At 38.8% G+C, this 14,082-nt stretch carries 10 protein-coding genes and 1 pseudogene; 5 read left to right on the top strand and 6 right to left on the bottom strand.

Annotation, left to right across the window (positions count from 1 at the left end; translation table 11 throughout):
* Positions 1-1,654 (top strand): hypothetical protein (locus ON073_RS18260; RefSeq protein ID WP_274763316.1); only part of this gene is annotated, 1,654 nt, incomplete at its 5' end.
* 42 nt (positions 1,655-1,696) lie between these two features.
* Positions 1,697-4,007: pseudogene (locus tag ON073_RS18255) on the top strand (ATP-binding protein).
* Here ON073_RS18255 and arcA read toward each other — a convergent pair.
* The 3 genes from arcA to ON073_RS18240 all read right to left on the bottom strand — a co-directional run bounded on the left by arcA (position 4,008) and on the right by ON073_RS18240 (position 6,999).
* Positions 4,008-4,721 (bottom strand): two-component system response regulator ArcA, encoded by a 714-nt coding sequence (arcA, locus tag ON073_RS18250; protein WP_274763315.1) that lies wholly within the window; start codon positions 4,719-4,721, stop codon positions 4,008-4,010.
* A gap of 119 nt (positions 4,722-4,840) precedes the next feature.
* Entirely contained in the window at positions 4,841-5,350 is a 510-nt protein-coding gene (locus ON073_RS18245; RefSeq protein WP_274763314.1) for a YfiR family protein, read from the bottom strand.
* On the bottom strand, positions 5,350-6,999 hold the full coding sequence (locus ON073_RS18240) for a sensor histidine kinase (protein WP_274763313.1): 1,650 nt from the start codon (positions 6,997-6,999) through the stop codon (positions 5,350-5,352). The genes ON073_RS18245 and ON073_RS18240 overlap by 1 nt, the downstream gene beginning before the upstream one ends.
* 143 nt (positions 7,000-7,142) lie before the next feature.
* Here ON073_RS18240 and ON073_RS18235 point away from each other — a divergent pair, with 143 nt between their 5' ends.
* Entirely contained in the window at positions 7,143-7,601 is a 459-nt protein-coding gene (locus tag ON073_RS18235) for a hypothetical protein (protein ID WP_274763312.1), read from the top strand.
* Here ON073_RS18235 and ON073_RS18230 read toward each other — a convergent pair.
* Together ON073_RS18230 and trmB are read right to left on the bottom strand one after the other, a co-directional pair.
* A complete protein-coding gene (locus tag ON073_RS18230; RefSeq protein ID WP_274763311.1) occupies positions 7,583-8,605 on the bottom strand; it encodes a methyltransferase in 1,023 nt (340 codons plus the stop codon). The two genes, ON073_RS18235 and ON073_RS18230, sit on opposite strands and share 19 nt — an antisense overlap.
* Positions 8,606-8,608: 3 nt before the next feature.
* The gene (gene trmB, locus ON073_RS18225; RefSeq protein ID WP_274763310.1) at positions 8,609-9,325 is read right to left on the bottom strand and encodes a tRNA (guanosine(46)-N7)-methyltransferase TrmB; all 717 of its coding nucleotides are present in this window, start codon (positions 9,323-9,325) and stop codon (positions 8,609-8,611) included.
* A 163-nt stretch (positions 9,326-9,488) separates the two neighbouring features.
* Here trmB and mutY point away from each other — a divergent pair, with 163 nt between their 5' ends.
* Both mutY and ON073_RS18215 read left to right on the top strand, forming a co-directional pair.
* The gene (gene mutY, locus ON073_RS18220; RefSeq protein ID WP_274763309.1) at positions 9,489-10,547 is read left to right on the top strand and encodes an A/G-specific adenine glycosylase; all 1,059 of its coding nucleotides are present in this window, start codon (positions 9,489-9,491) and stop codon (positions 10,545-10,547) included.
* Positions 10,548-10,578: 31 nt separating this feature from the next.
* The gene (locus tag ON073_RS18215) at positions 10,579-10,851 is read left to right on the top strand and encodes an oxidative damage protection protein (RefSeq protein ID WP_274763308.1); all 273 of its coding nucleotides are present in this window, start codon (positions 10,579-10,581) and stop codon (positions 10,849-10,851) included.
* Positions 10,852-10,897: 46 nt separating this feature from the next.
* Here the strand turns inward: ON073_RS18215 and ON073_RS18210 are convergent, their stop codons facing one another.
* Positions 10,898-13,564, bottom strand: a complete 2,667-nt coding sequence (locus ON073_RS18210; protein ID WP_274763307.1) for an ATP-binding protein — start codon at positions 13,562-13,564, stop codon at positions 10,898-10,900.
* Positions 13,565-14,082: the final 518 nt, after the last annotated feature.

Genomic DNA, 14,082 nt, shown 5'->3' with positions numbered 1-14,082 from the left:
ACGCTTCTGTACTGAAGCAGGTAAAAATTCGTTTTCTGATGATGTAAAACAAAAAGCTATTTTTGATATTACTGATGAAGCGTTAGTCCGTGTTTCTGAATACCCATGGACAGAACAAGAAGAACTTAAAAAGCAAGTTGCTGATATTTTAAAGACAGTTAAACCTAAATTTGAAAATGTAAAACTGACAGAGCGTCAATTTGTGCGAGCATTACGTGGTGTTACGACAAAAGCGGGTGAAGAGTCTGTTTCTGGTCGAGATATTTGGCAAAGCTTATATGAGTTTGAAAGACGCAATTTATTCGATTTACTTGAGCAAAAACAAGTTGAAGGACGTAACAATCGCTTAAAAACCCAAGTGAATTTAGCCCAGAGCACAAACGTAGAAGCGTCTCTTGCTTATCAAAAATTATATGATTTAAGTGCGGAAATTGCTGGTGGTAAACGTAAACCACGTATTGCTGTTATTACAGGTACTAACCGCGACCCATACGCTAAAGTGGATTACTACTTAAATTTATTCGAGCAAGTTGGTTTTGAAGCAACATGGTTACCAATTGATGCCGCAATGCAAACCGCAATTACTGCAAAAGACTATGAAAAAACAGCCTGTGATAGTTTGGAAGACTTTCAGGTTAAGCGCTTAGCAAGTTTCCGTCGAGAAGTGCTTTATCCTGATCTGTTCAAACAGCAAGTGAGTGAGTGTAAAAAATCAGAACCATTACTAGGTACGATTAAACGTATGGATGCCATCTATATTGCTGATGGTAGTCCGCTGTTAAGTTATCACGCATTTTATACACCTACAGGTAGCCAAAGCGCTGCGCTTGATAAAATCGTTGATATGTATAAAAACAACGAAGTGCTGGTTGCCGTTGAAGGTGGCAGTGTTAATGCTATTACCAGTAATTCAAAACCGCTAAGCATTTTAACCGGTGTTGTGAATGAGATTAATACAGTTGAGCCTGTTTCATTTGCTTCAGGTAATGATGCATGTAGCCTAGGTGCAGATTGTATTGCACTTGAAAGCGAACGTGAGTTCGCTGTGGTAGAGTCGGCCATTTTACCTTTCTTACCAAATGGCATTGTTGATACACAAGTCTCTGAGCGTGGTAAGCAATTGCGTGGTATTCATGCGGCATTATTTAGCTCTAATCAACGCTTATTTGGTTTGGATAATAAAACATCCGTGATAATTCAAACCAAAGAAACGCATTCAGAAGTTGAAGTGATTGGCTCTGGAGGTTTGTGGTTATTTGAAGTAGCAAAAGAGAATAATCAAGAAGGTGTGCGCGAGTTTACCAGCCATTATTTTACCCATGGCGACCAAATTTCACTGCGTAATGGTAACGTGTCTGTTGAGTTTCCAAGTTGGAAATATGCGACTCAGTTAACCGGCTCTCAACCACAAGTAACTTCGGCGCAGGCACTGGCTCGCGATAATTTTTATAAGTTAAATGAAATGATGTGTAAAACAGGTGCAAAGCAAGCTCTGGGTAATGACACAGTGAATGAGCAGGAAGTTAACATTTCGATTTCGCAAAATAGTTCAGCTTTAGCGCGTCTGGGAATTGTGAAAGTACGTGGCGGTGAGTTCCAAGTATGTTCTTTGTCGCAGGTAGCTAATAAGTTGACGGTTGCTCAACCACTTTAACTTTCTCAAGGTGAGTTATAACTTGGACTATAGTTAACAATTATGATTAGCTCACCGACAAGCTTCTGGGTATTAGCCCTTAATCGATTAATAGACCGCTTTGGCACAGGTAAGGCCGGAGCGGTTATTTTCATTTTAATTCAATTAATCGCCCTCGCTGTTGCCTGTATTTATTACTATATTTCACTAGGACAAATCCCTTGGCTTGAAGTCGTCGGTATGTTGGTATTCGCTGCCATACTTGCACCGCTTTTTATCATCTCGATATTTGATATTAACCACCAGTTAAACACCTCAAACAACTATATAGAGAGCGCAACAAAGCAAGAAAAGCTGCTAAACCAAAGCCTTAAAGAAAACATTCGTCGCTTAAATAATGAAATTGACGACAGAAAACTCGCTTTCCAAGCAAAACGTCGCGCAATAGAAGAGCTTCGTCGCGAAATTGCTGAACGTAAACGCACACAGCAAGAATTAGATGAGCAAGAAGTACTTTTGCGCTCGATTGTGGATTCATCGCCCGATTTATTCTATTACCGTGATAATTCAGGGCGCTTCGCTGGCTGCAACAGAATGTTCGAAGAGGTGATGGGGTTATCTTCCAATCAATTGATAGGTCGTCGCGCCGATGATATTTTCGGTAAAGGACAAACACCTTCAGTATTAAACACCGATAACGAGGTTCAGCAAAATCATGTCTCTGTTACCTTAGATGTGAGTTGCAAGGTGAATGAAGACTTACGTTGGTTTGAAATGCGTAAGGTACCTTTTTTTAACCCCAATAAAGAGTACATTGGGTTACTGGGCTTTGGCCGTGATATTACTTCGCGTAAACAAGCTGAGCAGGATTTAGAAACTGCCTACAAAGATAAAGGTAAGTTTATTGCGACTTTAAGTCATGAGCTCCGTACACCGCTCAATGGTATTGTTGGCTTAACACGCATGTTACTAGATACCGAGTTGAGTAGTGAACAGCGTAGTTGGTGTAATACGGTGTTTTCAAGTGCCGAGACCTTAGGCAATATCTTTAATGACATTATCGATTTAGACAAAGTAGATAGAGAACAGCTGGATATTGCATGTGAAAGCGTTAACCTTGCTGATTTTCTCAATGATATTTTCAATTTTGGCGGCTTGATTGCACAGCAAAAAGAGCTTGAATTCAAAGTGCTGCAAGAAGGTGTGTTTGACGTTCATGTGGAAATTGACCCTACGCGTTTACGCCAAGTACTTTGGAACTTAATCAATAACGCGGTGAAATTTACTCAACATGGCACAGTCACTTTAGATTGCAAACGTGTTTATCGGGGTAGTAAATCATTTTTGCAGGTTAGTGTGAGCGATACTGGTATTGGTATTGCGAAAGACGAACTCAGTAGAATATTCGATTTATACTACAAAGTGCCTGATCTATCTGGTGGTAATGCCCTAGGGTCGGGGATTGGCTTGGCAGTATCGCGTGCGCTCATTATTGCGATGGAAGGCGATATTCATGTAGATAGTGAGATCGGAGAGGGAAGTACCTTCAATATTGAAATCCCATTAGTATTAACTGAGCAACCAGTGCAGCAAGTATATGATGGACGCCCGCTAAATATTCTATTAGTAGAAGACGTACCATTAAATGCTGAGATTGCAACAAACCTACTGGAACAACGGGGTCATGACGTTATTTGGGCTGAAACTGGCGAGGATGCCTTATCATTTATTGAAACAGAAGATGATCTTGATTTAGTGCTATTAGATATGCAACTGCCAGACATTAATGGTGATCAGGTTGCGCGAATTGTTCGCTCAAGAGAAGAATTTGATCATCTACCATTAGTTGCATTAACAGCAAATGTACGTCGCGCTGAAGAAGATTTAGCTGGCGTTAAAATGCAAGGATCACTTGCGAAACCAATAAATACCCGCAAGCTTGACAGCGTGCTTGCTGAGCTCTTCCCCCATTCAACTAAAGAAGTTGAGGTTGAAAAAGCACCGGTTATTAAACAATCAAATATTGAAATACCCGATAGTCATTTACTTGATATGGAAACATTAACAGATTTTGTGGATTCTATGGGGGTGCAGTCGTTTTCAATTATTTGAGAAGCTTTGGCCAAACTATTTAAATGAATTAAAACAAGCATTACAAAACAAGAATTACAGCGAATATAAATCTGTGGCACATAAATTAAAAGGTGCAGCAGGCTCAGTTGCGTTAAAAGATGTTCAGAAACTTGCTAAACAGATGGAAGATAATGCTGAAACAGCAGAAGATGCGCAATTAGAAGCGTGGTTAATTAGTCTTGTTACAGATATAGAAAAAGGGCTTAAAGCCCTTAATCAAGTATTGGATGAAAACGATTAATTAATCGATTTTACCAATAAAGCGATAACCTTCACCGTGAATGGTGCTGATAAGCTCAGGCGTATTTGCTTCGCTTTCAAAATGCTTACGAATACGACGAATCGTTACATCAACAGTTCTATCGTTAGCGCGAAGCTCGCGGCCAGTCATGTGCTTAATAAGCTGTTCACGGCTGAAAATTCTGCCTGGTGAATCAAGCATTAAACGTAATGCACGGTATTCACCTTTAGGTAAACGCTTAACGTCACCTGTTGGAGACGTTAAACAACGACTATTTTCATCTAGCTCCCAACCATTAAATGTTAGTAAGCCAGAACTATTGCTTTCAACTTCTTCACCGCTTGAGTTAGTGCGCGTTAATAAATTGCGCGCACGAATTGTCAACTCTCTAGGGTTGAAAGGTTTTGTGATATAGTCGTCGGCACCAATCTCTAAACCAAGAATACGGTCTACATCGTTATCACGACCAGTTAAGAAAATAAGGCCAATATTGCGCTGCTGACGAATTTCACGAGCCAGAATTAAACCATTTTTCCCTGGTAAATTGATGTCCATAATTACCAAGTTAATATCATCATTTTGCGAAATACGCTCGTGCATTTCTTCACCGTCAACGGCTTCAAGCACTTTATAGCCTTCAGCTTCAAATAAGCTGACAAGATTTAACCTAGTTACGTCTTCATCTTCGACGATTAAAATCACAGGCGTCTGCATTCTTATTTAACCCTTATAGGTAAATTAAAATTATTTTCAGTAATTACTTACAATTTAGGATTATAGGGGCTATCACATTAGTAAACAAGTTTTCAGGGTCAGTGATAGCTTACAATTAGTTAATAGTTGGCCACTTTTGCCAGTGACATAAGGCGAGCATTAAAACTCACCGTATTTTCGTCGAGCTTAGTTCGATTAATGTGAATACGAATTTTATTTTGCTCTTGCACCAGTGACATTAATGCGCCATTTTCCATTACCGAAAGTTCTTCACCAATCGCAATTGTTTTTGTATCTGCTTGCTTGATGTATTGATCTATATTATCAGTATTTTTGGCCAAATATAGGTAAGTACACTCTTTTAATTCATCAGCGTTTGCTTGCTTTACAACAACCAAAGAGAAGTTCATTCGCTCTTTTAGGACTGATTGCTGTGCGTCAATTAGGCCGCCGACCTTTCCAAGTTGCTCGGCAAAGCAATAGGTTATTTGATATGGCTTATGATTGGTGTTGGTATACCTTACAAACGCGGGAATTTGCATAAGGTACGCAGCACGAAGTTGCTCTGCTGTTTTAGCGAAAGAAACAGAACTAAATACAAGTAAGCAAAGCAAACAAAAAGCACGCATTAGAAATCTCCCTCTATAATTGGGATTTCTATAATAAAATGTGCGCCTTTTTGCGCTTCAGTATTGAGTTTTATGCTGCCATCAAGTGCCTGTGTTACAAGGTTATACACCAAGTGCATACCTAAACCACTGCCACCTTCACCACGACGCGTAGTTACAAATGGGTCGAAAATACGGCTGCGAATATCAATTGGTACACCATTACCATCATCTTGGTAATCAATAATTGCGTTATTGTTAAACTCGGAGATGGTTATCACAATATGCCCGTGCTGCTCGGAGTTAAACGCATGGATCAAACTATTGCTAATAAGGTTCTCAACGATTTGTTGAATTACGGGTGGTTTAGTCCAAATTTCAAGGGTTCTATCACCTTCGACGCTAACTTCGTGTGGAAATTTAGCAAGCTCACCAGTTAAAGTAGAAATAACCTCATGGGTGAAATCATATAAATTAATCCGCTTACCTTCTTGGGTTTCGTGGGTGACCGCCAACTGTTTAAAGCTTGATACAAGTTCAGCTGCACGATTGAGGTTGCGGTAAATTAAGTCTAAGTTCTCAACGCCATCTTCGATAAAACGGCTCATATGTGAAGAAGTTAATGTTTTATTGTCAAAATGAGACTTCAACTCTTCAAGTTTATCTTTCAATAGTGTTGAGCCTGTAATGCCAAGGCCTAGAGGTGTGTTTACCTCGTGGGCAACGCCAGCAACCATTTGCCCAAGTGACGCCATTTTTTCGTTTTCAACGATTTTGGTTTGATACTGATGCATTCGCTCTAGTGTGCTAAGCAGTTCCTGATTAGCTTCTTTTAATGCAACGGTACGCTGATTAACTTTAAGCTCTAGGTTTTGGTTAAGTTGCCTAATTTCTTGTTCATCTTTTTTCTGGCGCTCTAGTTGTGCCAAGGTGCGGGCAAATAGTGTATTAATGCTTTTTGCCAGCATGTCGAGTTCTGTGATCTTTGCGTTTGGTACAATTACATCGTAATTTTTGTTTTTGGATACGTCTTTTACTACAGCACTTAATGCCTCAATAGGGCGAGAAAAACGGCGTTGAAAAGTAAGTGTTATTAATAACACTGAAACGAGAATAACTAAACCAACAACAACATCAATTGATACTCTATTTTTTAATGCTTTTTGTATTGGCGCGTCGGTACCAAGAATGTAAACATATCCATCAATTTTTGGGTTTGTAGTGCTAACACCATCAATATCATCAGTACGAATAGGGTATATGACCTCGATAATGTCACCTTCAACATTCGCAGTAATTTTATTTGAAAGCTTTTTAACACGTGATGGAATTGGTGGGTTATCACCGGTGTCATAAGTCGCAAAAAGCGAAATAGTGCCTGTGAAGTCATCCACCTGATAAATGTGTATGTTTTTTATGTACTCAATTTTTTCGTAGGCCTTCAGTTGTTTTTGCATTTCATCTTTATCTACAAAAACCAACGGTACGTAAGCATTAAACGAGATAATGCCTGCAAGCGTATTAAGCTCTTCAATCAAGTTCTTTTTTTGATTAGAAACGTCTAACACTGTACTTACAATTACTGAAAGCAGTATGCTTAAAGACGTGATTACGATCACCGCACGGCTTAAGGCCTTTCTAATTGTTATTGTTTTATGAGAAGTTGGCATATCGCATTATTTTTTACAGGGTTAGTTACATGTTACTGAGGCCGCTCTTTTTAAGCAAATCTTTGTATAAACGCGATTTAGCCGAATTTGATAAGGCGTCTCATCAAGTTTAGACGTTATATGAGTATATAATCAACAAGCATATGGAAAATAACAGATCTTCACTTTGGCAAATTTATCAAACAGCCAAATTTACGCCCTTTAAACAGCATAAAAAGGCGAGCTCATTGACACTTATTTTAAGTGTGTGGAATGCGTTTGGTCAGATTCAAAGTAAACAACAAAATCGTGTTTTAGAGCAAAGAGTATTCCAGCACCTTCGTAAAAATCATATCAAGTTCTCTTTACTTTGGGGTGGTTCAGAAAGCATGCTCTACCGAGAACTGTCGATTGCTTTGGAGGTTAATAACTTAAATGTTGCAAAACGTTATGCCCAATTTGCCAAACAAAAAGCCTTTTATGTGGTAAAGAGTAAAGCTCTTTATTTAGTAAAAACAATAGGTATGCACAAGCCGCTGAAGCTTGGGCATATCAATAAGCACACTAAATGCTACCCACTTAAGTTTTTAAAATTTGAGGAAAATCAGGCTTTAGCTGAGTAAATAGTAAATTTTTTATTGTCTTCTAGTTTACTAAAACCACCGAATTCATCGGTTAGTGCATCTGCATAAGGCAAGAAACTATTAGCAACAATCAGTAATTCACCTTGATTATTGAGCTGCTTTTTGGCGTCAGCGATAAATAATTGGGTGATATCGTAATTAGTTGCAAGACCAGTATGGAAGGGAGGGTTTGACACAATATAGTCAAACTTCGCATTTATTGACGAAATACCATCTGCTAGCTTCAACTCTGCACTTACGCCGTTTTGGGCGAAGGTCAATTTTGCAGCAGCTAATGCTAAGGCGCTTACGTCTGATGCAACAATCTGGCATTCAGTATACTGTTTGGCTAAAAATGTAGAGATAACACCGCAGCCAGTTGCAAAGTCCAGTAGGGTTTTTGGGTTATTTAGCTCAATTGTTTCAAGCAGTAGCTCAGTGCCTTTATCAAGCTCTCCATGGCTAAATACGCCAGGCAAAGTGACTAAACTAAGCGGTGTTCCAGCTACATTGATTTCAAATTGCTTAGCATAGTTTGCTAGTTGGAAATCAGGGTTAGTAGTTAAACCTGAAAACTGAAACAAACTGCAGTGACGCGCTGAATCAACTTTACGAGAAAATTGCACATCGTTCTTAAGTTGCTTGATAGCTGACTTAACACCGCCTTTATTTTCACCAACTACCAATAAGCGTGTTGACTCTGTACTGATAGCACGAATATTATCCAACAACATTTGCGCTTCAGCTTTTGCTTTAGGGTAAAAAAGTACCACTAAATCAAAAGACTTATTAGGTAATTCAGCTGCAACTATTTGCTCAAGATTTTGACTTTTTGCATCTGTTTGGTTGGTTAAAATACTGGTAAATGCGGTTACCGATGTGTTTGGATAAAGGTGACACAGCTGCTCAGCAAAACCATCATTTACATGGTTTACCAATAAAATAGATTCGGCTTCTAAGTATTCTTGATTACGAATTAATACCTGGCTGGCAGCTGATAACATGGTTTATACCTTTCTTTCGAACATTAAGTCCCAAACACCATGGCCTAAACGGTGGCCGCGCTGTTCAAACTTGGTTAATGGGCGATCATCTGGTCGCGGCATATAATCATTTGTTCGAGATAAATTGCTAAATTTTTCAGCAGCCATCATCACTTCAAGCATATGCTCTGCGTAGTTTTCCCAGTCAGTCGCCATGTGGAAAACACCGCCAATCTGTAATTTACTACGTAAACTTTCAACAAATTCAGGTTGAACAATACGGCGCGTTGTTTTATGCCATGGATCAGGGAAGAATAGCTGTAATTTAGCTAGTGAGCTGTCAGCGATACAATCAGCAAGCACTTCTACTGCATCGTGCTCATAAACGCGCAAGTTTGTAACATCAGCTTCGCTTGCATCCATTAAACATGCACCCACACCAGGGCGGTGTACTTCAATACCAATAAAGTTTGTATCTGGCGCATTTTTTGCCATTTCAACAAGTGACTTACCCATACCGAAACCAATTTCTAGTACCACAGGGTTGTCATTGCCAAACACTTTGGTGAAATCAAGCAGGCCGTCTTGGTGGTTTAATCCCATTGTTGCCCAATTATCTTCAAGTGCTTTTGCTTGCCCTTTTGTTAAACGACCTTCGCGTTTAACAAAGCTGCGAACTTTACGAATGTATTTACCTTCTTGTTCTGCTTGCTCTAAAGCAGTTTTAGATGTATCGCTCATATCTCACCGACGTTGAAAATTTGGGGGCGTATTATCCCCGTAAGTTGGATTTAGCTCAAGTAAAGCTGTTGCTTTTTTATAATAAATAGCAACAATTCCTTGAATTTTCAGTTTGCCTTAATAGACTGGCGACGATTTAAATCAATTCTATTTAGGGTCGTGCGTGAAAATAGAGAAAAGCGAAAGCAAGTGGTTTGCTGATCAAGTTGTTGATTGGTATCACTTATATGGACGAAAAACCTTGCCGTGGCAGTTAGCTAAAACACCATATAAAGTTTGGGTGTCTGAAATTATGCTGCAGCAAACACAAGTAATAACGGTGATCCCGTATTTTGAACGCTTTATGGCAAGCTTTCCTACAGTTGAGTCACTCGCTGAAGCTGATGAAGATAAAGTGCTGCATCATTGGACAGGCTTAGGTTACTACGCACGGGCTCGTAATCTGCATAAAGCTGCTAAGATCATTGTGGAAAAATACCAAGGTCAATTTCCAACAAATATCGAAGAGGTGATTGCGCTGCCGGGTATCGGTCGCTCTACTGCAGGAGCTATTTTATCACTCTCCCTTGGTCAGCATCATCCAATTTTAGATGGTAATGTTAAGCGTGTATTGGCGCGGTTTTTTATGGTGTCAGGTTGGTATGGTGAAAAGAAAGTAGAAACCTTATTGTGGCAGCTTTCAGATCAAGTCACGCCAAAAGGAAATGTAGTAGAGTTTAATCAAGCCATGATGGATTTAGGCGCAAGCCTTTGTTCACGCACTAAGTTTGATTGTGATCCTTGCCCATTAGTTGATAAGTGTGGTGCACATAAGGCTGAGCGTGTAAAAGAATTTCCAAATCCTAAACCGAAGAAAACCAATCCGACAAAGTCATGTTTAATGGCAATTGTAAAATCAAAAAATGAAGTATTAATGGAAAAACGCCCATCTTCTGGTATTTGGGGAGGGTTATTTGGCTTTTTTGAATTTACAAATGAAGGCGAGTTAGATAATTGGCTGGCAGCGCTTAACCTGACAGGTGAAAAAGACATTTTAACTGAGTTTAAGCATGTATTTAGCCACTTTAACTTAATGATTACGCCAGTGGTTATTAATGTTGATAAAATGCCATTGCAAGTTGCAGAAAAAGAAGTACTAGCGTTTAATCTGCGTGAGCAGCAACAGGTTGGTCTTGCTACTCCGACAAAGAAAATAATTAAAACTTTAACCAGAAAAGGGTAAACTTCACTCAAAGTTTAAAGTGAGACTGATTATGGCACGTACTGTTTTTTGTCAAAAGTTACAAAAAGAAGCCGATGGCTTAGACTTCCAACTTTACCCAGGTGAAATTGGTGAGCGTATCTTTAACAATATCTGTAAAGAAGCATGGGCACAGTGGCAACACAAGCAAACTATGCTGATCAATGAAAAGCACCTTAATATGATGGACCCAGAACATCGTGGGTTTCTAGAAGAGCAAATGGTTGGCTTTTTATTTGAAAATAAAGATGTTGAAATTGAAGGTTATAAACCTGTAGAAAAATAAAAAAAGGCGCCAACATTTTGGCGCCTTTTTATTTCATCAGCATACTTTACTTTTTAAGACTATTTTTTAAGTAATCGTGAATGTATTCATTTGCTTCAAAGAAGCTGCGCTCTAACTCATCTGCATAGTGGGTAAGTGTTATGCTTGAAACCTCATGCTTTTGCTCAACCATTTTTTCAATAGCTTGAGCTGCATCAGCTACGTTAATCGCGCCAATAGTATTAGCTGTTGATTTTAATTGATGAGCCAATTTGCCAGCTTGCTCTAAGTCTTCCTGTTTTAATGCTCTTGAAATATCAAAAGCAAGGTCTTGTCCATGTTTGGCAAACATATCTAGGTAGTGTTGATGCTGCTCTACATTTTTACCCACATAGCTTTCTAATTTATCAATTAAAATAGGCGTTGTACTGGTTTGTATTTGTGTTTTTGGTAACCATTTCTCCATTAACTCTTCCAGTACATTAAGTTCAACTGGCTTAGTGATGTAGTCGTTCATACCACCTTCGATACACTTTTCGCGTTCACCTTTTAATGCATTAGCTGTTACTGCAACTATGGTTGTGGCATTTTTTAGATCGTTACGATATGGCGACTCTTGGCGGATTTTTCGTGCTAAGTCGTAGCCAGACATCTTCGGCATATGCAGATCGGTTAACACGAACTCATAGGAACCGTTTTTCCACATTTCAAAGCCTTCTTCACCATTTGATGCAATATCTACACTGTAACCAAGTAAGTTTAACTGATCGCAAATCACTTGCTGATTCATTAGGTTGTCTTCAACCAAAAGTACTTGGCAGCGACCTTTATGTTGCTCATTCGTAAGTGGGCTAATTTTACGTTGTGTATTGATAACTTTTGGCGACTGCAAGCCTGCTGCAATAAGTAACGAGTTAAAAAACGCCGTTTTACACAATGGCATCGCAGATAAATAGAAAAGGTTGTTTAAACTTAGCTTTGCTTCAGTTAAATGACCAAGCACTATTGCCTGCTGATTTTGCTCTTCAAGGTTATAAGCAATTTTGCGTAATATTTTATTGGCTTCGTCCATCTCATTGGTGCCATCAATTACCCAAATTAGGCCCTGCTTTAATTGCCATTCTGCAAGCTCATCCGTAATTTGATTAAAAGGTGTTACCTCTGCACCTAAATAAGTTAGGTAGGAACGTAAACGCTCTTTATTTTTCTCTATTGAGCTAAATAGTGCGACGCGACGTTTTTGTAGGCGCCCGCGATTTCCTTTTGCAGCATTTTCATCCTTAGTAAATGGAATTCGTACGATAAATTCACTGCCAAGACCAAGCTCGGAGCTTACACGTATATTACCGTACATTAGCTCGGTTAAACTTTTACAAATTGATAAGCCTAAGCCAGTACCACCATATTCACGGGTTATACTTTCTTCAGCTTGGCTAAATGGCTGGAAAATACGCGCTAGTTGCGTTTTATCCATACCTTTACCATTATCGCTAATAATAAAATCAATCGTGTCAAAGTCATGGCTGTTTGAAGTAAGTTTTGCTTCTATGCTTACTTGACCTTGAATATCGTCATTGGTTTGTGTGAATTTGATTGCGTTAGAGCATAGGTTATAGATCACTTGGCGAACACGCACTGCATCGCCCAGCACTGATTCAGGGATTTCTGGGTCAATATAAAGCGATAACTCAAGATTGCTTTTATGGGCAATAGAGCTCATTACTTTTGCAACTTCTTCAACTACATTCACAACGCTGAAAGCTTTGTTTTCTACCGTAAGTTTACCGGCTTCAATTTTTGAGAAGTCTAAAATATCGTCCAAAATACCTAGTAAAGAAAAAGCGGATTCACGAATAATGCTGCTTAGCCGATGTTGTGAACCACTGAGAGTCGTATTGCGCAGTAGGTCAATTGTACCAATCACACCATTCATCGGCGTTCTAATTTCATGACTCATGGTGGCTAAGAAGGTTGTTTTAGCCTCATTAGCACGTTCAGCTACTTTAATTGCTTTTTGCAGTTCTTGAGTTCGCGCTACTACTTGGTGCTCTAAGCTTGATTGCAGCGTTTGTAATTCATTTTCTGCTTTAATATGAAGTTGTTCACTTTTATTTACTGCATCAAGTAATAAGTTCACACGTTCAGCAGTAGGTGCCAAACCTAATCCAATATTTGTATCAACCCGAAGTTGATAATCACCTTTTTCTGTGATCATGCTAATTTCATTATCTAACTTTTGGGTATTGGCAATAATTTTACGAGACAATGCGGTAGGTAAAAACGTTAAACAGAAAATACCGCTAATAGCTGCAAGTACAAACCAAACATAAGCAGCATTTGAAGACGTTGCAGCTGCAACAATTTGTGAAGGCTTCTGATATTCAATTACCAATAAACCATGAATTTTATCATCAAGGCTTAACTGCTGGCTTACAATGATTGCATTGTCATTCTCAATTACAGAAGTTTTATTTTGTGGGTTATCGAAGCTACCACCCGTTTTGCTAATAAGTTGTAGCTCATCTCGCTTTAAGTTGAATAAGTAGTAATCGAGTTGTTTGTCTACCGATTTAAGAGAGTGAATGATTTGAATTGCATTATTAAAACCAAATCGGGTAATCGCATCAACTAAAGGTCTATCAACTTTGTCTGCAATAGTTTGAATATCAAGTTTAGTATAACTTGAAGGGGGGGTTGTATTTGTCTGTTGCTGAGAAAAGCTGTTTATTGCCATATATAGTGTGGCTGCGAAAAAGACAAAGGCAATAGTATTGATAGTGTGAATTAGTTTGAGGGACAAAAACTTGTTAGCAAGCATTTTAAAAACCTTACTCCAATTAATGGGGCTTATTTGGTTATTATTGTAATTTATTCAATGTAAGAGCAAATAAATTGTTAATTTACCCTTACAACTAGTAAAAAATCACTACAAATCTTACTATTACATACGAATTTAGCAAAGTGAATTCATTTGTAGTGCATTCTTTGTGTGCAAGTTGGGTGATAAGTGTTCAAACAAATATAAATCTTGAAAAAAGTGTTGACTTAAAGAGGCAAAACCCTTTTAATACGCCGCACGCCCAGACAGGCAGAACGCAAAAGCAAGATGCAAGTAGCGCTCAAATGTCTAGTGAAATTCATTTTCATGAAATGCCCAAGTAGCTCAGTCGGTAGAGTGATTTGGAATAGCATTGAAAATCCTTTAGAGGTTTTCTAGTTTACCGAATTAAAACGCCCAGATAGCTCAGTCGG

This window comes from Pseudoalteromonas sp. G4, assembly GCF_028875915.1.
GTDB lineage: Bacteria > Pseudomonadota > Gammaproteobacteria > Enterobacterales > Alteromonadaceae > Pseudoalteromonas.
Note: the sequence above shows the minus strand (reverse complement) of the source record. Positions and strands in the feature narration are given on the sequence as shown.

Excerpts from the sequence above, each read along its gene's own strand:
- arcA (WP_274763315.1), bottom strand. The coding sequence starts at position 4,721 with ATGCAGACGCCTGTGATTTTAATCGTCGAAGATGAAGACGTAACTAGG.
- ON073_RS18235 (WP_274763312.1), top strand. The coding sequence starts at position 7,143 with ATGGAAAATAACAGATCTTCACTTTGGCAAATTTATCAAACAGCCAAA.
- ON073_RS18210 (WP_274763307.1), bottom strand. The coding sequence starts at position 13,564 with ATGGCAATAAACAGCTTTTCTCAGCAACAGACAAATACAACCCCCCCT.
- trmB (WP_274763310.1), bottom strand. The coding sequence starts at position 9,325 with ATGAGCGATACATCTAAAACTGCTTTAGAGCAAGCAGAACAAGAAGGT.
- ON073_RS18240 (WP_274763313.1), bottom strand. The coding sequence starts at position 6,999 with ATGCCAACTTCTCATAAAACAATAACAATTAGAAAGGCCTTAAGCCGT.
- ON073_RS18230 (WP_274763311.1), bottom strand. The coding sequence starts at position 8,605 with ATGTTATCAGCTGCCAGCCAGGTATTAATTCGTAATCAAGAATACTTA.
- ON073_RS18245 (WP_274763314.1), bottom strand. The coding sequence starts at position 5,350 with ATGCGTGCTTTTTGTTTGCTTTGCTTACTTGTATTTAGTTCTGTTTCT.
- ON073_RS18215 (WP_274763308.1), top strand. The coding sequence starts at position 10,579 with ATGGCACGTACTGTTTTTTGTCAAAAGTTACAAAAAGAAGCCGATGGC.